Raw genomic sequence first — 17,664 nt, forward strand, 5'->3', positions numbered from 1 at the left:
GATTCGCGTTTAAGGCATCGGATGGCCCACGGTGCTTTAGGCCATGAAGAGCCTCGAAAATCTACCGTGTGTCTCGCAACAAGGCTTTGAGCGCATGCCAGGAAACAGGGTTCTCGGTCATCAATGCCGCATCGATGACGGCAAGAACGACCTGCGCCAAGTCCACGGCATCGCACGTTGCGTCCGCACAGGTCGCATGGTGCCTTGGACATTGCACTTCATCCACCAAGCCGACGAAGTCGGATCTTCCTTGGCCGCTTTCGACGACCACCGTGCCCTGAAACCTTTGAAGCGGCCCAGGAACGATCCGATCAACTCGCAAGAACACTCGCCATCCCTGACGGTTTCGCAAGAACGGTTGCGCCGCCGAGAAAAACGGTCTGTTGCAAGATGTGTTTATTGCAACCACAGGGCAATCCACGTGCCGCTCTCAGTCGAGACACGATCTGTCCACTGGGCTTGATTGACAAAAGGGTTCCCACGGCACCTCGTTCGACCCCAAGCCTGAATACTTTCGCAGTCAGGCGCTCGGTTCTGACCATGTGACAGCCGTTGGGATGGCCGGGTGGGCAAAGGGCATGCCTGCACCATGGGTCGATGGATTTTGAACAGATGCTCTTTCATGACCTCGATTGGTCGTTTGCCGCTGAGATCGGTCTGCGTACCTTGGTCATGTTCACCGTCATCTTGCTGTTCTTGCGGCTCTCCGGCAAGAAGGGCGTGCGGCAACTGTCCATCTTCGAGGTGGCGATCGTCATCGGGCTGGGTTCTGCAGCGGGCGACCCGATGTCCAACGAGCAGAACGCGATCGTCCCAGCGCTCATCGTGTTCAGCACGATTCTGCTTTTTTATCGCTTCATCACCTGGTTGGCCTCCAGGAGTGAAAAGTTCGAAAGTGTGCTCGAAGGTGACCCGATCTACGTGATCGAGGACGGTTCAATTCGTGCTGAACAACACCCAGACGGGTTATGCGAAGGACGAGTTCTTCTCCGAGATGCGCCAACAGTCCATCGAGCATGTGGGCCAAGTGCGAACGGCAATCCTCGAGACCAACGGTTCGGTCAGCTTTTTCTTCTACGCTGACGACGAGGTCAAGTCTGGCTTGCCCGTGTTGCCCAAGGTCTTTGGTCAAAGAAGCAAGCACATGAATCACAAAGGCCTGTATGCCTGCACCACGTGCGCGAACGTCCAGCAACTGGATGCAGGTCGCCACACATGCGTGCGGTGCCATCAAGATGAATGGGTACAAGCCATGGCGTCAAAACGCTTGGCCTGATGAAGTTTTGAGATGCTGGTGATCTGCCAGCTGTTGTTTGTTGCTAAACCCCGGTAGGCCTTGTTTAAAACGCAAACGCGTCTGCCGATCCAGTTCCTAAATCCACTCCCTTCAAGTCCTGATCTGGAAAATCGCTTGACCTCGAACGACAACGCACTGATCGCCCGCCTCGATGGCACCGATCGCACACGCTTTCTCGACCTGTGCGAGAGAACACAGTTGATCCCCACGACCTGCCTGTTCCAGCCGGGCGATCCAATCAACCATGTGTATTTTCCTGGTGAGGGGTTTGTCTGCCTCATGGCACACGAGGCTGACACCCCGGAACTGATCATCGCGATGGTGGGCCGGGAGGGCATGCTGGACTCGTGTGCGATCTTGGGCATCGCACACACCCCGGTGCGAGCGCTTGTTCATGGCGAGGGGTGGGCCTGGCGAATGCCCACCCAGGTCTTTGACCAGCAGTTGAAAACCAGCCCGGCGCTCAAGCGCCTGATGGACCGGTATGTGGCGGTGGTGCTGAATCAATCCGCGACGCTCGCTCTGTGCTTGCGCTTCCACGAGGTTGGTGCGCGCCTGGCACGGTGGCTGCTGATGAGCCAGGACCGTACCGGATCGAGCCACTGCCAAGTGACCCAGGAAGCGTTGGGCAGCATGCTAGGGGTGCGCCGCGTGAGCATCACCACGGCGGCGAACGTGCTGCAACAACGTGGCGCCATCAGCTACCGCCGCGGTGACATCCATATTCTTGATCGCACAATGCTGGAAGAGACGGCCTGCAGTTGTTATCGTGCCGATCAGGAAAGCTATGAGGCGCTGCTGCGTTGATAAGTCAAGTCTTCTTTCGATATTAAAGCCAAAAGCCCAATATAGAAATTCTGGGCTTTTGGCTTTTGAGTTGATGATAAATCAACCAAATGTGATTTATCAACACTAGTATTCGCATAAGTGTCGTGCTTAGACACAGCGGAAAACCGACAAGTCCGTAGGACGCCGTGGTTGTCGAGGGCGATGAGTTCACGTTGTCCATTGCCGTCAGCTTCCAAGCAAGGAGGCATCGATCTGTGCAGGGCTTGAGACGCTTGGACTTCACGTCGATGCCAAGTAACGCGGTATCAAAGCTGTCTTTCCTTGCTAGCCAAGACTTAGAAATTCAGCGGCCTCGCAGGAGCGACGTTGTGGCCATGCCTGCGAAGGTCAGCAACAGCGAGCCGCCAAGGTGTAGCGTCATCGCGGCGCAGGCCATCCCAAGGCGATCGTGGCGCATCAGCTGGACCACCTCACCCGAAAAACTCGAGAACGTGCTCAAACCACCAAGAAATCCTGTGATGACCAGCAGTCTCCATTGTGGTGGCAGTTCAGGATGGGCACCAAAGAACGCCAGCGCAAGTCCCACCAGGTAAGCAGCCAGCAGGTTGGCAACCAGGGTGCCCGGTGGAATCGCCGGAAAAATCATGTTCAGCGCCATGCCCAGCAGCCAACGTGAAACACACCCCAACGCTCCGCCGATCACCACTGCAAAAAATGAGATTGACGAGTTCATTCTTGTGCAGATTACGCCCAGGGATGTTCGCGCAGTTTGAGAAGGCTCCGGGGACTGGGCATGAACAATGTCAGCAGGAAAATGCGAAGGCTTGTGGCGTGCAAAACGCTGACCAATGGTGGGGGTCCGTGTCCATGAGAGCGGCGACTGTCATGCTTGTCAGGGTTCGAGCCCGTCCATAGCCGATACCCATGTCTTAGCCCATCTTGGCACTGCCCACAAGCATGTCTAAGGATTGCAAAGCTGAATTCGATCTTCACGACGTTGCGGCTTTGTGGGCGGCCAGCAAAGCTTTGACCAGCGATGGATGCAGCGTTCCGAGCTTCGGGTTTTGGCCGTGCGGCGCCGAAGGCGGAACTGAAAACCAGTCGGTGTTGTAGGGCAGGTCCACGATCTGCTTCAGATCGAACTTGGTGTCGTAGCTCAGACCCGCCATCTCACAGGCGGCGAGGTTGCGCAGCCTCAGGATCGAGAACTCACCTTGGTAAAGGGTCGTGGTCCGCTGACTGGTCCCGTAGACCACACTGACCTGGAACTGTGGCGACGCGTCGTCAAACACACTCAGAATCAGGGCTGGGCGCGGCTTGGGTCTTGGATGGATGTCGTCAGGGAAATGGCACCAGACAATGTCGCCGGCCGTGGGCTCTGCCCACCACACGACGCTCATTTGGGGTCAAGCAAGCTGGAGCGAACCGAGCGTTTGACAGCGGGTGGAACGCGATCCTGGATCTGGCGGACCTGCGCTGTCGTCAGCGCACCCTCGTCGGCTTCGTACTGGGGAAGCACGCGCATGGCGAGTTCGTGCAGAGCGTGATGAATCGCTTGCGTCTCATCCATGCCCAACTGCTTGGCCAGGCGCTTGGCCGTCTCGCGCGTGACGCCCGATGCGCTGTCCACCAAGCGGTAGCGAAAAGCGATCTGTTCGACAGAGACACTCATGACCGAATCCTTTATATGATATCTTAAAGATATCAAATCAGCATGAGGTTGTCAAGTCTCGGACCCCATAGGCAAGGGTCGTGCGTCTCCGTCAAATTGACGTCTGGCCTTACTAGATTCCTAGCTCACAAGAATCTAGAAAGCTCGATCCGGCCATGTTCAAGGCCGGCTGGATGGTGCTCGTGCCACCGCGGGTCGGCTTTTTCGATCTGGCGCCGCTGGGCTTGCCAGTGAGCGCCGGCGCCACGGTGGGCATCGTGTTGCTGCTGGCAGCTCCGGCGCGCGGTCCGATTGACACCCGCAAGGTTCTGAAAGGCGCACCTGGGCAGATCGTCGTGTCATTGCTGCGCTCTTTATTACGAATCCGATGAAATAACCTTTTGCCATCCTGGCCTTTGCCCTGGCGTCCGCTGCTGCGTTCGCCGCCTTCCCTTGCTGCGACAGCGACTGCTGCGACGAGGTGGCGAAGCCCTGCTGCGAGTAAGCAGCTCAGGCGCCAGTTCGACTGGCAAGTTTCTCAACCCAATACGTTAACCAATGGATGCCCATGACCGCCGCAGCGGCGAGCGCGCTCGTAACTGCAAGCCTTCATCTTCCGCGAAGCGTTTCGGCAGCCAGCCTCATGGTTCAAAGGCGCGCACGACCGCGTCTGGGGCCGCTATTTTTTCGGGAGGTTCATCGGCAGCCAAGGGAATTCCATTCCAGGACGCTCGCAGTGCGCCATGAAGCGCTGCAAGTTGGCCGACAGGCGCTTCTGCCGATGGTGGACCAAGTAGAAGCGTCGCGTCAGGTGAGGCAACGTGGTTCGCAATACGACCAGTCTGCCGAGTGTCACCAGGTCCCGCACCGCGCACAGCGACAGGCAAGCCAGCCCCATGCCCTCGGCCGCCGCCTGCTTGATCGCCTCGGTGCTGCCCGGCTGCATGTCGCCGTTCAGATGGTGCAGGTGCGGCAGCAACACATGTTCCACTGCCTCGCGAGTGCCTGATCCCTGCTCGCGCAGCAACCAGCGGGCCTGCCGCAAGTCCTTGAGCGGAACGCGCGCCCGTGGATCGGCCTGTACCAGCGCATGCGTCGGCGCGGCCACGATGACCAGTTCGTCCCGCAGCCAGGGCGCGACACTGAGTTCTGCCTCGTGGCATGGCCCTTCGATCAGACCGACGTCGACCTCCAGCCGGCTCACGGCGGCGGCGATGTCGCGCGTGTTGTCGATGACGACGTCCACCGCAGCGTTGGGCCACGTTCTGCTGTAGCCAGCGACCAGCGCTGGCAGCACATAGTTTCCGATCGTCGTGCTGGCGCCAACGCGAAGTCGCGTGACCAGCGGCGCGGTCGCAGCGCCCGCGCTTCGGAGCCCGAACCGGCCTTCGATCTCCTGCGCGCCGTCGAGCAATGACCTGGCTTGCGGGAGCAGCGCACGACCGTTGTCGTTCAGCAGCAAGCGCTTGCCGATGCGGTCGAAGAGCTGTGCGCCGAGCAGGCTCTCGAGCTCGTTCAGCGCGCCGCTGGTCGCCGACTGCGAAAGCGCGACGCGCTCGCCGGCGGCGGTGGTGCTGCCGGTATCGGCCACGGCCGTGAAGATCAAAAGTTGACGCAATGTCAGACGCATCCAAATCCTCGCATTACCTGTTAGGTAGCTAGGTTATAGCGGAAGTATCCGTTTGACTGATAGATCACGCCGGTTCAAAGTTCGTTCATGCCTTCCGAAAACGACGCGATGGAGAAATCGATGCACAGCGCCACTTCCGCAGCCCCCCTGACGCACACCCCTGCTGCCATGCAGCGTCTGCGCGAGTTGGCTCCCGGCCTCGCACTGACGGGTGTCCTGGCATTCGCGTCGATCCAGCTGGGCAAGATCGGCTGGCTGCAGTCCAACGGCATCAGCGCCCTGACCCTGGCCATCGTGCTGGGCATGGTGGTGGGCAACACCGTCTATCCGCGCCTCGGCGCAATGGCCGGCGCGGGCGTGACCTTCTCCAAGGCCAACCTGCTGCGCCTGGGCATCATCCTGTACGGCCTGCGCCTGACCTTCCAGGACATCGGTAACGTGGGCTGGACCGGCGTCGCGATCGACGCCACGGTGCTGTGCAGCACCTTCGGCCTCGCCTGCTTCCTCGGCACGCGGGTGTTCGGCCTCGACCGCAAGACGGCCATGCTGATCGGCGCCGGCAGTTCGATCTGTGGCGCAGCAGCGGTGATGGCGGCCGAACCCGTCGTGCGCGGTCGCGCCGAGCAGGTGATGGTGGCGGTGGCCACGGTGGTGGTGTTCGGGACGCTGGCGATCTTCCTGTATCCGGTGCTGTATCACCTGATCGCTCAGTACCGCTTGTTCGACCTGTCGCCGACCGCTTACGGCGTGTTCGCCGGCTCGACCATCCACGAAGTGGCACAGGTGGTCGCTGCCGGTCGCGCCGTCAGCGAGCAGGCTGCGAACACCGCCGTCATCGCCAAGATGGTCCGCGTGATGATGCTGGCGCCGTTCCTGATCATCCTGTCCGCCTACCTCTCCCGCTCCGGTGCCAAGGATGCCGATGCTGTCGACGGCGGCGACGAAAGCAAAGCCTCGCCACGCGGCGGCATCGTGATTCCCTGGTTCGCCCTCGGTTTCGTGGCGGTCGCCGGGCTCAACTCGCTCGCGTTGCTGCCCCATGCGGTGGTGACGCAGGTGATCGACATCGACACCGTGCTGCTGGCGATGGCCATGGCCGGCCTCGGGCTGACGACGCACGTCTCGGCCATCCGCAAGGCCGGCATCAAGCCGCTGGCGCTGGCGGCCGTGCTCTTCGTCTGGCTGGTGTGCGGCGGCTTCGCCATCAACGCGGGCATCACTGCAATCCTCAACTGACAGGGCGGACCTGGAATAAATCGCCCCCGCCATTCGTCCATCCATCCAGACAACCGAAAGAATCTCATGAAACTCCGTCCTCTTGCACTCTCGCTGTGCCTCGCCACCTCGGCACTCGCCTCGATCCCTTCGACGGTCACGGCACAACCTGCGCCTGTCGCAGCGTCCGCAAGTGCGACGCAGCGCTGGACCTTCGACGGCGCCATCCACAACAACTCGCTGGCGCTGAGCCCGGACGATGGCACGGCCGTGGTGTCGTACAGCGAACGCCCGGACGTCGTCGTCTATAACCTGAAGACGGGCAAGGTGCGCAAGGTGCTCAATGGCTTCGTGACGCCACGCAACATCGTGTTTGCGCCGTCGGGCGAGTTTTTCTACGTCTCGGACAGCAGCCGGGGCACCGTGGCCAAGATCGCCACTTCCAGCCTGAAAACGGTCAGCACCTTGCCCGCGGGGCCCGGCGCCTTCGGCACCGTGTTGAGCAAGGACGGCGGCACGATGTACGTGAACAACCAGGCGGCCAGCACCGTCACGCGTTTCGATCTCGCGAGCGGCGAGCCTCGCGCCGTCATCACGGGATTCGCTCAGCCGCGCCAGGGCGTACGCCTGAGTCCCGACGGATCGGCCCTGTACGTCACGAACTTCATGGGCGACAAGATCACCATCGTGAACACGGCGACCAACAAGATCGACGGCGAGATCACCGGCTTCAACAAGCTGCGCGCGATCTCGGTCACCGCCGACGGCAAGACGCTCTTCGCGGCGAACAGTGGCAGCGACACCATCGCGGTCGTCGACCTGGACAAGCGCGCCATCGACTCGACGATCGCAGTCGGCAAGGACCCGTACGGCGCGGCGCTGTCGCCCGACGGCCAGCGCGTCTACGCCGGCAACCTGGGCGACAACTCGCTGTCCGTCATCGATGTCGCGAGCAAGACCGTGGTCGCCACCATCACCGGTTTCAAGGAACCGCGGCAGGCCATTGTCTTCACGCGCGACGGCAAGACGGCCTATGTGCTGAACGAAGACTTGGGGATTGCCAAGGTCGACCTGGCGAGCAACCGTGTGGAGACGACGCTGGCTGCGCCTGCGGCAAAGATGCAGAAGGCCGCGCCGTGATGAAAGCGCTTGCGGACTACTGAAAGTCACTGTGCGGAGAAGCGATCCTCGCCGAACGGGGGCCGAAGACATGCTGAGGCGCCACCGTGTCATTCGAATAAGTGGAGACAACCCATGACATCAGATCGCAAAACCGTACCCACCGCGCAGCACGACGCCCAGCGCGCTCCATCCCGTCGGCGCTTCGTCCAGGGCGCCGGTCTTCTCGCGCTGGGTGCGTCGCCACTCGCCGCGCTGGCGGCTGGTCGCGATACTGGCGAAGGCGTGACCTTTGCCGACGGACCGCGCCCCATGGTGACGTACCCGCAAAAACGGCCGCTGATTCGCGTTCACACCCGGCCGCCGCATCTGGAAACGCCGTTCTCAGTCTTCAACGAAGGGCCGATCACCGCCAACGACGCCTTCTTCGTGCGTTACCACCTGGCCAACATCCCGCTGGCGGTCGACCCTGCCACCTATCGGCTCACCGTCAAGGGAAAGGTCAACACGCCGTTGAACCTGTCGCTGGCCGAACTGAAGGCATTGGCCGAGCCGGTGGAGGTGGTGGCGGTCAACCAGTGCTCCGGCAACAGCCGCGGGTACTCGTCGCCGCGCGTCTTCGGCGCCCAGCTCGCCAATGGCGCGATGGGCAATGCCCGATGGGTCGGCGTGCCGCTGCGCAAGGTGCTCGAGAAGGCGGGTGTGGCTGCGGGTGCCCGACAGGTGACCTTCAACGGCCTCGACACGCCGGTGCTGCCCGCGACCTCGGATTTTCGCAAGGCGCTGGACATCGAACACGCGCTGCAGGACGAACCGATGCTCGCTTGGGGCATGAACGGCAAGGACCTTCCGTTCCTCAACGGCTACCCGGTCAAGCTCATCGTGCCGGGCTACTTCGGCACCTACTGGGTCAAGCACCTCTCGGAAATCGAGGTCATCGACCATGTGTTCGACGGTCACGACGCGCTGTTCATGACGACCGCCTACCGCGTGCCCGACAACGACTGCCAGTGCGTGGCACCGGGTTCAGCAGTGGCGAAGACGCGGCCGATCTCGACGCTGCCCGTGCGCAGCTTCATCACCAGCGTCCAAGCCGGTGGCATCCTGCCTTCGGCCAGATCGATCGAACTCAAGGGCATCGCCTTCGATGCCGGTGCCGGCATCAAGACGGTGGAAGTCTCCATCGACGGCGGCCGGAGCTGGAAGGCGGCGACGCTCGGCAAGGATCTGGGGCGCTTCTCGTTTCGCGAATGGCGGGTGCCGGTGAGCTTCGCGAAAAAGGGCCGAGCCGTGCTCATGGTCCGTGCGACCAACCAGAAGGGCGAAGGCCAGCCCGCCACGGCGGACTGGAATCCGGCAGGTTACCGCCGCCATGTGGTCGAGTCCACGCCGGTCACCATCGCCTGAGGACAAGCCATGAAAACCACCATTTTTTTGGCCCGTGCCGTTCTTGGCTGCTGCGTGTTGATCGCGTTCAACGCGTTGGCCGCGCCGCCCGACATCAAGCTGCTGCCGGACACGTCGAAGCTGCGCCCGTCGAAGCTGCCGGGCTACGCCATCGCGATGCAGAAATGCGCGATCTGCCATTCGGCGGACTACGTCAACTACCAGCCGCCCGGGATGACGCAGACGCAGTGGACCGCCGAGATGGCCAAGATGCAGCACACCTACGGTGCGCCGATCAGTGACGACGAAGTCAAGCAGGTGGGTGCCTATCTGGCGGTCGCCTACGGGTCCGCGAAGGCCACAGACGCCAGTGTGATCGCCGCCTCCACACCCGCGCCAGCGCCGCCCGCTCCGCCAACGTCACCGGGTGCTGCGGCCACGCCACCAGCGAGTGGCGCGAGCGTCAACGTGCAGGCACTTCTTGCGAGCAACGCCTGCCTGAGTTGCCATGGCCTGATCCAGAAGATCGTCGGTCCGGGCTATCACGACGTTGCCGAAAAGTACAAGGCCGATCCGCAGGCGCAGTCGAAGCTGGAGGCCAGCATCCGTGGCGGCAGCGTCGGCAAGTGGGGCAGCGTGCCGATGCCGCCTTTCGCAGCGCTGAAACCCGAAGAGGTGAAGGCGATGGCTGCGTTCGTCTTGAAGCAATAGACGCGTTCCCATCACCGTAGCAAAGATTCCGGCACCGACAAATCCCTCACGAGATCCAAAAATGACTCCCACGAATCGCCGCTTTTTCATCTTGCAAGTTGCCGGCGCGGCAACTGCGTTGTCCGTCTCCGCCGCCCACGCACAGTCCGGCGGCCCGAAGCTGGCCGAGACCGATCCTCAGGCCGTGGCGCTTGGCTATAAGGAAGACACCACCAAGGTCGACGCCAAGAAATTCCCCAATCACACGGTCAGCCAGAACTGCGCCAACTGTCAGCTGTTTCAAGGCAAGCCCAAGGAAGCGACGGGCGGCTGCCCGCTATTCGCCGGCAAGCAGGTCGCTGCCGCGGGTTGGTGCAGCGCATGGAACAAGAAAGCGGCATGAGCAGCGGCTTCGTTCGCGCGGGCATCCTCGGGCTGCTGGTCGCAGTGAGCACGTTGACGCAGGCGGCCGACATGCACGCGCACGGTATGAAAGCCGAGGGCGTCGTGCCTCCCAGCTTCATGGCCAGCACGGCCAAGCCCTTCGATGCGCTGATGGGTGATGCCATGGCCGTGATGGACCACGACATGCGCACCGCACCCATGAACGGCCAGCCCGCGCACGACTTCATGACCATGATGATTCCCCATCACCAGGGCGCCATCGACATGGCTAAGTCGATCCTGCTCAACACGCAAGACCCGGAAGTGCGCAACCTTGCGCAGGGAATCATCACCGAGCAGGCCAACGAGATCCGGCTGATGCAGGCCTGGCTCGCACGCCACGCATCACCCGCCAAGTAGTCGCTCCAGACACGTCGAAGAAGGACCTTTCATGAATTCACTCAACCCCCTTGTCCTTGCCATGGCGCTGGCCGTTGCATCTTTCGCTGCATCGGCAGCTTCCAATCCCGGCGACCGCGTCTACACCGCAGACCAGAACACCAACACGGTGTCGGTGATCGACCCGAACACCAACGCATTGCTCGGCCAGATCAAGCTGGGCAACCAGCGCCCCGACGTGCTGTCGCCGATCTACAAGGGCGAGATCAACATTCACGGCCTCGGTTTCTCGCCCGACCACCGCACGCTGGTCGTCATTGCCAACGGCTCGAACTCGGTGACCTTCATCGACACGGCGACCAACAAGGTCAAGGGCGTGACTTACGTCGGCCGCTCGCCGCACGAGGCCTTCTTCACCCGCGACGGCAAGGAGGTCTGGGCCGTGGTGCGCGGAGAGAACTACATCTCGGTGATCGACGCGAAGACCTTCAAGGAAAAACGCCGGATCGAGACCGCGCCGGGCCCCGGCATGGTGCTGTTCACGCCGGACGGTGGGCGCGCCTTTGTGGTTTCGAGCTTCACGCCCGAAGTGGCCGTGGTCGACACGCGCTCGTACAAGGTCGTGAAGCGTCTTCCGGTCGTGAGCCCATTCTCGCCGTTCCTGCAGTTCACGCCGGACGGCAAGGAGGTCTGGATGGGTCACAAGGACGTCGGCAAGGTCACGCGCATCGACGTGAAGTCGATGGCGGTGACCGGCGTAATCGACACCGGCTTCATCACCAACCATCTTGGCTTCGCCAAAACCTCGCGCGGCACGCTGGCGTACGTCGCCGTGGGTGGCGAGAACGTCGTGAAGGTCTACACGACCGATGGAGAGGCGAAGCTGCTCAACACCATCGCGACCGGCGCGCTGCCGCATGGCGTCTGGCCATCGGACGACGGCACGCGCATGTACGTCGGACTGGAGAACGGCGACGCGGTCCAGGTGATCGACACCGCCAGCGACAAAGTCATCGCGGCGGTGCCGATTGGACAGGCTCCGCAGGCGCTGGTCTACGTTTCGAACGCCGTACCGGCGGGCGCTGGCACGGACAACCTGAAGCCGCTGGCGAACGCGGCGCCGGTCAACATTCCGCTCATGCCCGATTCCGGCGACGCCAAGGGCTTCGTGGTGGCACGCAATTTCGGCGTGGTCGATGCGCTGGAACTGTTCCTCTACAAACTCAAGCCGGAAACGGTCTACAGCATCTACGTGGGCGATCAGAAAGTGCCCGTCGCCAGCTTCAAGACCAACCCGATGGGGATGGCCAACGGCACGGCCATCGGCGAGATCCGCGAGGTCGCTCGTCTGCAGTCAGAAGCCAATCCGAAGACCGCATCGATCGTGGTCATCGAAGGCGATGGGCCGATGGATGCGGCGAAGGTGGTGCTGCGCAGCCCGATGTGATCGGAGGCCCTCGCATCTTTCGTTACGTCGTGCGGCAAGACCGCGGCGGGTCGCCGAATCCTTTTCATGGCTGGTGCTCGCTCGCTGTCTGCAAGCCGCAGATTCGTCGCTCGGCACGTGTCGGCGACTGGATCGTCGGTCTGCGCAGCCGCCACAACGACCAGCTCGTCTACGCGATGCGCGTCGATGAAGTCATGGCGCTGGGCAACTACTGGGCGGACCCGCGCTTTGTCGCCAAGCGACCTGGCGGCGACGGCCCCCCGGACAACTTCTATCGGGCGATGGCGAACGGCTCGATGAAGCAGGTGGTCAACACGTTGCACGACGACAGCGAGGCCGCGCGAGACATTGCGGGCCTCAACGCCCTGGTGTCGTGGCATTTCTGGTACTTCGGCGACCAGAGCCCACCGCTGCCGACCGATCTGGTGCACCTGACGCATTCGGGCCAGGGACACTCGCTGCACCGGCGGCGGCGGGCTGATGACGTCGCCGTGCTGCAGCACTGGCTGGACCACTGGCCAATGGGCCGCAACGGAGCGCCTGTCGATGCCTGGCGGCCCCGCGTGTTCGTCACGAGGCGGGCCTGAAGCCGCGGTGGCCGAGCGCTGCTCTTATTCAATTTTTCTGATGAGACTCTCAATGAATTTCCAGCCATTCGTTGCAGCGGCATTCGCCATCGCCATCGCAGCCGGTGCCCCGCCCGTTTTTGCACATGGCGACGACAGGCCGGCCGCAGTCGCCGGTGGTGCCGAACTGCTCATACAAGGTGGGCAACTCGGCAAGTCCGTGTTTCCTGACGGTAATACCGCCCGTGGCGGCCAAGGCCAGCCGGTAGATGGCATCGAAGGTTCAAGCCAGGAGATGCTCAAGACCCATTTCCATGCCCACCTGGCCATTTACTACAAGGGCGAACAGATCGCAGTGCCACGCGGCATCGGCATCATTGCGCCACTGCGCATCGATCGCGGTTTTGTCAGTGGTGGCAAGGGTTTCTACTGGCTGCACACGCATGATGCCAGCGGCATCCTGCATGTCGAATCGCCGAACGACCGGGTGTACACGCTGGGCAACTTCTTCGACGTGTGGGGACAGCCGTTGGCGGCCGACAACGTGGCAGGGCTCAGGGGCGCGCTGCGGGTGTATGTCAACGGCAAGGTGCAATTCACGCCGGTGCGCGACCTTCCGCTCAAGCCGCACGACCAGATCGCGCTGGTGATCGGGCAACCCTCGGCGTCTCCTGTGACGTACACGTTTCCCGATGGGCTGTGAAGTACTGGCCAAGCTTCAGTGCATCACGCAGTGGCAATAGACAAACTGCTGCTCCACGCCTGCGGGCGTCCGATGGGCTTCCGACGCATGTTCGACCAGTTCGAAGGTATCGCCGAACTGGGCGTGCAGCGCATCGGGCGCATACCGCATCACCGGGAGCCCGCTGCACTGCATCGGCCCGTCCGGCCCGAACACCGCGACAATGACGTGACCGCCGGGGCGCACAGCCTGGCGCACTTGTGCGATGTAGGCCTGGCGTTGCTCGGGTGTGCTCATGAAATGAAAGACGGCCCTGTTGTGCCAGATCTCGTAGGCTTGTGCGGGCAAGGCAAGCTGAGTGATGTCTCCCGCAAGCCATCGCACCCGCCGGGCGTCGAAAGCGAGCCGTTGACGGGCCACGTCGAGCGCACTCTCCGAAATGTCGAGCACAGTGACGTCGAAGCCATGCAGTCCGAGCAGATCGTCCACCAGTGTCGAAGTACCGCCTCCGACGTCGATGACCCGCGTCTGACCGCCAGCAGCAATTCGCTTGATGAGTCCGAGGGACCGGTCCGCATGCGGTTGAAACCAGCTCAGCGTACTGGACGACTTCGTGCTGTAGACACGCTCCCAATGCGACTTGTCCTGCATGGTTCCAATTCCTGAAAATTTGGGCATGGCAAAACATCTTGCCAGTCGAAGGACCAAATTATTTGCGTGCTTCAAGCTGGCTGTAAACCGCCTCGGCGACCCGCAGCATTTCCTGCTTGCTGTCGCCTGAAGAGATGGCGTAGCCAAAGTCCTTGTCGACCCAGTAGAAGACATTGACTGGGCCGTCCTGGCCGAACTTGAAGGCCGTCTCGCGTCCGGCGTCCTCGCGAGTGACGTACAGCGTCAGACGCTCGCCCTTCGCGCCTTCGAACATGAACTGCGCGACCGGTCCTTTGTCGCCCGGCAGTAGTCGCCCGCCGATGAGCCCGTAGCCCAGGGCGCGCAGATCGGGCGGCTTCACTTCGGTGCCCATGCGTTTGGTCAGCCAAGTGACCAGCGCCTGCTCCTGGTCAGCGCCGACCTCCACCGGACGACGCACGTCCGGGCTGTAGACCACGTGGGCCACGGCCGCGCGGTGGGCAAAACCATTGAGCGTGCCCGCCCGCGCCGCGGCCAGCGTGGCACTGCGCTGCAGTTGCCCGTCGTAGGCGCCACGGCCCCACCAGGCCGACCCGGTGCTGACGACCGCGATCGCCACGCCGGCTGCCAGGGAGCGCCACGGCCATTCCTGCCAGCCCGCCCCCGGCGCCGGCTTCAGCGGCAGGCGCAATGGCAAGGGCTCGGACAGGACCGGATCGAGCAACTGCCTGAGCGCCAGGTTCTGCGCGCGCCAATCGTCCACGCGCTCGCGTTCGGCCGGATGCGCATCCAGGAATGCATCAATTTCGACATGCCGGGTCGGGTCCAGAAGGTGGTCCGCGTAAGCATGCAGATCGGCTTCGGTCACCGGCTTACTGCCGTCGGTGGAAATGGGTTTGAGTGGGGGAGAGTCCATGTCACTTGATCCTGCGCAGGGGTGCGACCGCTTGGGCTGACGGCGCGCGGCCTTGCAGTTCCTGCCGCAGCTTGTCGCGGCCGCGCGCCAGCCGGGACATCACCGTGCCAATGGGCACGCCGAGCGCGGTGGCGGCTTCTGCGTAGCTCATTTCCTCGACCGCGATGAGCAGCAGCACCTCGCGTTGCTCCACGGGCAGCCGCTGCAGGACGCGGTCCAGGTCGCGGACCTCGATGCCGTCGGACTGGCTGGCGCGCTGCGGGATTTCGGGCAGGTCGTCGCCTGCGCTGTCCTCGGGTCGGCTGCCCCTGGCGCGTACGCCGTCGATGAAATGGTTGTGCATGATGCCGAACATCCAGGCCCGGACGTCTCCGCGTTTCTGCCAGAGCGAGAACCGGCTCCACGCCCGCTCCAACGTGTCCTGCACCAGGTCGTCGGCACGCGTGGCGTCCGACACCAGCCCGCGCGCGTAACGGCGCAGGCCGGGAATGCAGGCGACGATCGCGGCTTCGTCCTGTGCGCGCATGGGCTGGAAGTTCGTCCTCGTGCCGACCAGCCTGATCAGGGCTTGATGACGTGCCAGACGTTCTTGAAGTTGTCGCCGGTCATGTCGCCGGCCTTCATGTCGGACTTATAGAGGTAGACCGGCTTGCCCTTGTAGGCCCACTGCTTGGTGCCGTCGTCTCGCGTGACAAGGGTCATGTCGCCTTCGGGCTTCGCGTCCGCTTCCGCCATCACCGGCGGCCACAGTCCGGCGCACGGGCCGTTGCAGGCGCTCTTGCCGCTGCCGGCGGTGTCGTTGTCGAAGGTGTAGAGCGTCATGCCGCTGGTGTTGACCAGCATGCCGCCGGCCGTCTTCACTGGGGCGGCAGCCTGGGCGAAGCCAGCCGACGCGGCGGCGATGGCGAGAACGAGAGTCGAGACGAGGTGCTTGTTCATGGGAGTCCTTTGAAGGAAAAGTGGAAAAGACACTGCATAGACGCACGGCAGTGCCTGTCTATTCCAATGATTTCCAACAATTTGCGGCGCGGACCGGTTCGGTCTTTGCGTTGACGCCTTGGGCAACACTGTACCGATGGAGCAACTGCACGCGCCGGTCGACGATAGGGCGATGATCAAGGGGCCTTCAAGGGTGAGGGGCCACTGGTAGTGATGGATCCGAGCTTCTCAGCCAGCGTCGATGCCGAAAGCTCGCCCGTTCGCGTGTTGATCAACCGTCCCGTGGCGTCTAAAAACAGCGTGGTCGGGAGTCCTCGCTGTTCAAATGCCTTCAGCGCCTGACTCTCCCGGTCCAAAAGAACATTGCGCAGCGGCAGGTTGCGAGCAGCCAGCCAATGGCCCACCCGCTCTGCAGACTCACCTTGGTTGATGAAAACAAAGTTCACGACCGGATTGTCAACCTGTGCCGTATGCAGCACGGGCATCTCACGCACGCATGGTGGACACCAGGTGGCCCAGAGGTTGACCACCGTGGGCCTGCCTTCAAACTGCGTGAGGTCAATGCTGGCACCCTGCAGGCTTGTGAACGCCAACGCAGGAAGCTTGCGCTCCTCGACAGGCAGCGACACGGCAGCCAGACCACCCGCCCAGATTGCAGTGCCTGCAAGCAGGGCGGACAGCAGTGGTTTGCGCAGGACAGCCCTTTTAAACTGCCATGCGATGGCAAACAGCCAGGCGGCGGCAAATCCCGCCAACGGCTGCCACCCGCCGTCACGGATGTCCAGGACCGCCAGCGGCGATGCGCGGTAGGTCGTGCTGAACTGAAGCACAAACGCAAGCCGCGCCACCCCGAGGCCAACCACCAGCGACCAGAACAGCACGGGTTCAACGTCCACCCCGACCCTGCGAGCGGCGCGTCTGCCAATGAACGAAGCTGCTGCGAGGGCAGCGAACATGAAGAGCAGCGCCATGGGCAGGACGAACGGCCCGATCTGAACGCTACTTGGCATCGGGCTGCTTTCGCCTGGGCATTGCGTTCAGTGGAATGCGCAAGTAGGCGATGCCGTTCTCGTCGGCGGGCGGCAGCTGGCCTGCCCGAACATTCACCTGGATCGAGGGCAGGATGAGCGTGGGCACCTCCAGGGTCGCGTCCCTCGCCTTGCGCATCGCGACGAACTCCGCTTCGCCGATGCCATCGCGCACGTGGATGTTGCTCGCCCTTTGCTCTGCGACCGTTGTTTCCCACTTGGCTTCCCGACCCTTGGGTGGGTAGTCGTGGCATACGAAGACTCGCGTCTCGGACGGCAGGGCCAGGAGCCTATGGATCGAGCGGTACAGCACGTGGGCGTCGCCGCCTGGAAAGTCGGCGCGGGCGGTGCCGACATCGGGCATGAACAGGGTGTCGCCCACGAAAACGGCGCCGTCGACCTGATAAGCCATGTCCGCGGGCGTATGGCCCGGCACCAGCAGCGCAGTGGCTTCGACATCGCCGATCTTGAACACTTCGCCGTCTTGAAAGAGATGGTCGAACTGGCTGCCATCGGGCAGGAACGTTCGTTCGAGGTTGTAGAGCTTCTTAAACGTCGCCTGCACCTCGCGGATGTGCTCGCCGATGGCGATTTGCCCGCCCACCTGCGCTTGCAGGTAGCGCGCGCCCGACAGATGGTCCGCGTGCGCATGCGTCTCGAGAATCCACTGCACGGTGAGCCCTTCGGCCTTCACGTACGCGAGCAAGGCATCGGCAGCGTTCGTGTCCGTGTGCCCGGACCTGAAGTCGTAGTCCAGGACCGGATCGATGATCGCCGCTTGCCGGGTTCCAAGGTCGGTGACGACGTACGAAACGGTCCAGGTCTTGGCATCGAAGAACGATTGAATGTGAGTGCGGGCAGCCATGCAGTACCTCATTGTTCAGTTTATTGACATT

Annotated in this window: 23 protein-coding genes and 1 pseudogene; 14 read left to right on the forward strand and 10 right to left on the reverse strand. The window is 62.6% G+C overall.

Annotated features, from left to right (window positions below; translation table 11 throughout):
• Positions 1-43 precede the first annotated feature (43 nt).
• The 4 genes from NF681_19600 (at position 44) to NF681_19615 (ending at position 2,104) form a co-directional block, all read left to right on the forward strand.
• Complete coding sequence (locus NF681_19600) at positions 44-463, forward strand: hypothetical protein (protein UST56196.1); 420 nt, start codon at positions 44-46, stop codon at positions 461-463.
• A 134-nt stretch (positions 464-597) separates the two neighbouring features.
• A complete protein-coding gene (locus NF681_19605; GenBank protein UST56408.1) occupies positions 598-1,083 on the forward strand; it encodes a hypothetical protein in 486 nt (161 codons plus the stop codon).
• Entirely contained in the window at positions 995-1,276 is a 282-nt protein-coding gene (locus tag NF681_19610; protein ID UST56394.1) for a DUF421 domain-containing protein, read from the forward strand. Before NF681_19605 ends, NF681_19610 begins: the two co-directional genes overlap by 89 nt.
• 135 nt (positions 1,277-1,411) lie before the next feature.
• Positions 1,412-2,104, forward strand: a complete 693-nt coding sequence (locus NF681_19615; GenBank protein UST56197.1) for a Crp/Fnr family transcriptional regulator — start codon at positions 1,412-1,414, stop codon at positions 2,102-2,104.
• Between the two features lie 325 nt (positions 2,105-2,429).
• On the opposite strand, the gene crcB is transcribed toward NF681_19615, so the two are convergent.
• The 3 genes from crcB to NF681_19630 all read right to left on the reverse strand — a co-directional run bounded on the left by crcB (position 2,430) and on the right by NF681_19630 (position 3,758).
• Entirely contained in the window at positions 2,430-2,819 is a 390-nt protein-coding gene (gene crcB / locus NF681_19620; GenBank protein ID UST56198.1) for a fluoride efflux transporter CrcB, read from the reverse strand.
• A gap of 256 nt (positions 2,820-3,075) precedes the next feature.
• Positions 3,076-3,486 carry a type II toxin-antitoxin system PemK/MazF family toxin gene (locus NF681_19625; GenBank protein UST56199.1) on the reverse strand — a complete coding sequence of 137 codons (411 nt, stop codon included), beginning with the start codon at positions 3,484-3,486 and terminating at the stop codon, positions 3,076-3,078.
• Entirely contained in the window at positions 3,483-3,758 is a 276-nt protein-coding gene (locus NF681_19630) for a hypothetical protein (GenBank protein UST56200.1), read from the reverse strand. Before NF681_19630 ends, NF681_19625 begins: the two co-directional genes overlap by 4 nt.
• Before the next feature lie 146 nt (positions 3,759-3,904).
• On the opposite strand from NF681_19630, the pseudogene NF681_19635 reads away from it, so the two are divergent.
• Positions 3,905-4,096, forward strand: a pseudogene (locus NF681_19635) (arsenical efflux pump membrane protein ArsB).
• 320 nt (positions 4,097-4,416) lie between these two features.
• On the opposite strand, the gene NF681_19640 reads toward NF681_19635, so the two are convergent.
• Complete coding sequence (locus NF681_19640) at positions 4,417-5,367, reverse strand: LysR family transcriptional regulator (GenBank protein UST56201.1); 951 nt, start codon at positions 5,365-5,367, stop codon at positions 4,417-4,419.
• Between the two features lie 120 nt (positions 5,368-5,487).
• On the opposite strand from NF681_19640, the gene NF681_19645 reads away from it, so the two are divergent.
• The 9 genes from NF681_19645 (at position 5,488) to NF681_19685 (ending at position 13,276) form a co-directional block, all read left to right on the forward strand.
• Entirely contained in the window at positions 5,488-6,603 is a 1,116-nt protein-coding gene (locus NF681_19645) for a YeiH family protein (GenBank protein ID UST56395.1), read from the forward strand.
• Positions 6,604-6,669: 66 nt separating this feature from the next.
• On the forward strand, positions 6,670-7,722 hold the full coding sequence (locus NF681_19650) for a YncE family protein (protein UST56202.1): 1,053 nt from the start codon (positions 6,670-6,672) through the stop codon (positions 7,720-7,722).
• Positions 7,723-7,836: 114 nt separating this feature from the next.
• On the forward strand, positions 7,837-9,108 hold the full coding sequence (locus NF681_19655) for a molybdopterin-dependent oxidoreductase (protein ID UST56203.1): 1,272 nt from the start codon (positions 7,837-7,839) through the stop codon (positions 9,106-9,108).
• 9 nt (positions 9,109-9,117) lie between these two features.
• Positions 9,118-9,798, forward strand: coding sequence for a c-type cytochrome (locus NF681_19660; GenBank protein ID UST56204.1), 681 nt, complete (start codon positions 9,118-9,120; stop codon positions 9,796-9,798).
• 61 nt (positions 9,799-9,859) lie between these two features.
• Positions 9,860-10,180, forward strand: coding sequence for a high-potential iron-sulfur protein (locus NF681_19665; GenBank protein ID UST56205.1), 321 nt, complete (start codon positions 9,860-9,862; stop codon positions 10,178-10,180).
• Positions 10,181-10,251: 71 nt separating this feature from the next.
• A complete protein-coding gene (locus NF681_19670) occupies positions 10,252-10,581 on the forward strand; it encodes a DUF305 domain-containing protein (protein ID UST56396.1) in 330 nt (109 codons plus the stop codon).
• 31 nt (positions 10,582-10,612) lie between these two features.
• The gene (locus tag NF681_19675) at positions 10,613-12,007 is read left to right on the forward strand and encodes a hypothetical protein (GenBank protein UST56206.1); all 1,395 of its coding nucleotides are present in this window, start codon (positions 10,613-10,615) and stop codon (positions 12,005-12,007) included.
• A 29-nt stretch (positions 12,008-12,036) separates the two neighbouring features.
• A complete protein-coding gene (locus NF681_19680) occupies positions 12,037-12,594 on the forward strand; it encodes a hypothetical protein (GenBank protein UST56207.1) in 558 nt (185 codons plus the stop codon).
• A gap of 52 nt (positions 12,595-12,646) precedes the next feature.
• On the forward strand, positions 12,647-13,276 hold the full coding sequence (locus NF681_19685) for a hypothetical protein (protein UST56208.1): 630 nt from the start codon (positions 12,647-12,649) through the stop codon (positions 13,274-13,276).
• A gap of 15 nt (positions 13,277-13,291) precedes the next feature.
• On the opposite strand, the gene NF681_19690 is transcribed toward NF681_19685, so the two are convergent.
• The 6 genes from NF681_19690 to NF681_19715 form a co-directional block, all read right to left on the reverse strand.
• Positions 13,292-13,906, reverse strand: coding sequence for a class I SAM-dependent methyltransferase (locus tag NF681_19690; GenBank protein UST56209.1), 615 nt, complete (start codon positions 13,904-13,906; stop codon positions 13,292-13,294).
• A gap of 58 nt (positions 13,907-13,964) precedes the next feature.
• A complete protein-coding gene (locus NF681_19695) occupies positions 13,965-14,801 on the reverse strand; it encodes an anti-sigma factor (protein UST56210.1) in 837 nt (278 codons plus the stop codon).
• A 1-nt stretch (position 14,802) separates the two neighbouring features.
• The gene (locus NF681_19700; protein ID UST56211.1) at positions 14,803-15,327 is read right to left on the reverse strand and encodes a sigma-70 family RNA polymerase sigma factor; all 525 of its coding nucleotides are present in this window, start codon (positions 15,325-15,327) and stop codon (positions 14,803-14,805) included.
• 35 nt (positions 15,328-15,362) lie between these two features.
• Positions 15,363-15,740, reverse strand: coding sequence for a hypothetical protein (locus NF681_19705; GenBank protein UST56212.1), 378 nt, complete (start codon positions 15,738-15,740; stop codon positions 15,363-15,365).
• 176 nt (positions 15,741-15,916) lie between these two features.
• The gene (locus NF681_19710) at positions 15,917-16,711 is read right to left on the reverse strand and encodes a redoxin family protein (GenBank protein ID UST56213.1); all 795 of its coding nucleotides are present in this window, start codon (positions 16,709-16,711) and stop codon (positions 15,917-15,919) included.
• Positions 16,712-16,739: 28 nt separating this feature from the next.
• Positions 16,740-17,633 carry an MBL fold metallo-hydrolase gene (locus NF681_19715; GenBank protein ID UST56214.1) on the reverse strand — a complete coding sequence of 298 codons (894 nt, stop codon included), beginning with the start codon at positions 17,631-17,633 and terminating at the stop codon, positions 16,740-16,742.
• Positions 17,634-17,664 lie beyond the last annotated feature (31 nt).

The sequence above is a fragment of the Comamonadaceae bacterium OTU4NAUVB1 genome, from assembly GCA_024372625.1.
Taxonomy (GTDB): domain Bacteria; phylum Pseudomonadota; class Gammaproteobacteria; order Burkholderiales; family Burkholderiaceae_C; genus Variovorax.

Excerpts from the sequence above, each read along its gene's own strand:
- NF681_19600 (UST56196.1), top strand. The coding sequence starts at position 44 with ATGAAGAGCCTCGAAAATCTACCGTGTGTCTCGCAACAAGGCTTTGAG.
- NF681_19605 (UST56408.1), top strand. The coding sequence starts at position 598 with ATGGATTTTGAACAGATGCTCTTTCATGACCTCGATTGGTCGTTTGCC.
- NF681_19610 (UST56394.1), top strand. The coding sequence starts at position 995 with ATGCGCCAACAGTCCATCGAGCATGTGGGCCAAGTGCGAACGGCAATC.
- crcB (UST56198.1), bottom strand. The coding sequence starts at position 2,819 with ATGAACTCGTCAATCTCATTTTTTGCAGTGGTGATCGGCGGAGCGTTG.
- NF681_19625 (UST56199.1), bottom strand. The coding sequence starts at position 3,486 with ATGAGCGTCGTGTGGTGGGCAGAGCCCACGGCCGGCGACATTGTCTGG.
- NF681_19630 (UST56200.1), bottom strand. The coding sequence starts at position 3,758 with ATGAGTGTCTCTGTCGAACAGATCGCTTTTCGCTACCGCTTGGTGGAC.
- NF681_19640 (UST56201.1), bottom strand. The coding sequence starts at position 5,367 with ATGCGTCTGACATTGCGTCAACTTTTGATCTTCACGGCCGTGGCCGAT.
- NF681_19645 (UST56395.1), top strand. The coding sequence starts at position 5,488 with ATGCACAGCGCCACTTCCGCAGCCCCCCTGACGCACACCCCTGCTGCC.
- NF681_19650 (UST56202.1), top strand. The coding sequence starts at position 6,670 with ATGAAACTCCGTCCTCTTGCACTCTCGCTGTGCCTCGCCACCTCGGCA.
- NF681_19655 (UST56203.1), top strand. The coding sequence starts at position 7,837 with ATGACATCAGATCGCAAAACCGTACCCACCGCGCAGCACGACGCCCAG.
- NF681_19660 (UST56204.1), top strand. The coding sequence starts at position 9,118 with ATGAAAACCACCATTTTTTTGGCCCGTGCCGTTCTTGGCTGCTGCGTG.
- NF681_19665 (UST56205.1), top strand. The coding sequence starts at position 9,860 with ATGACTCCCACGAATCGCCGCTTTTTCATCTTGCAAGTTGCCGGCGCG.
- NF681_19670 (UST56396.1), top strand. The coding sequence starts at position 10,252 with ATGCACGCGCACGGTATGAAAGCCGAGGGCGTCGTGCCTCCCAGCTTC.
- NF681_19675 (UST56206.1), top strand. The coding sequence starts at position 10,613 with ATGAATTCACTCAACCCCCTTGTCCTTGCCATGGCGCTGGCCGTTGCA.
- NF681_19685 (UST56208.1), top strand. The coding sequence starts at position 12,647 with ATGAATTTCCAGCCATTCGTTGCAGCGGCATTCGCCATCGCCATCGCA.
- NF681_19690 (UST56209.1), bottom strand. The coding sequence starts at position 13,906 with ATGCAGGACAAGTCGCATTGGGAGCGTGTCTACAGCACGAAGTCGTCC.
- NF681_19695 (UST56210.1), bottom strand. The coding sequence starts at position 14,801 with ATGGACTCTCCCCCACTCAAACCCATTTCCACCGACGGCAGTAAGCCG.
- NF681_19700 (UST56211.1), bottom strand. The coding sequence starts at position 15,327 with ATGCGCGCACAGGACGAAGCCGCGATCGTCGCCTGCATTCCCGGCCTG.
- NF681_19705 (UST56212.1), bottom strand. The coding sequence starts at position 15,740 with ATGAACAAGCACCTCGTCTCGACTCTCGTTCTCGCCATCGCCGCCGCG.
- NF681_19710 (UST56213.1), bottom strand. The coding sequence starts at position 16,711 with ATGGCGCTGCTCTTCATGTTCGCTGCCCTCGCAGCAGCTTCGTTCATT.
- NF681_19715 (UST56214.1), bottom strand. The coding sequence starts at position 17,633 with ATGGCTGCCCGCACTCACATTCAATCGTTCTTCGATGCCAAGACCTGG.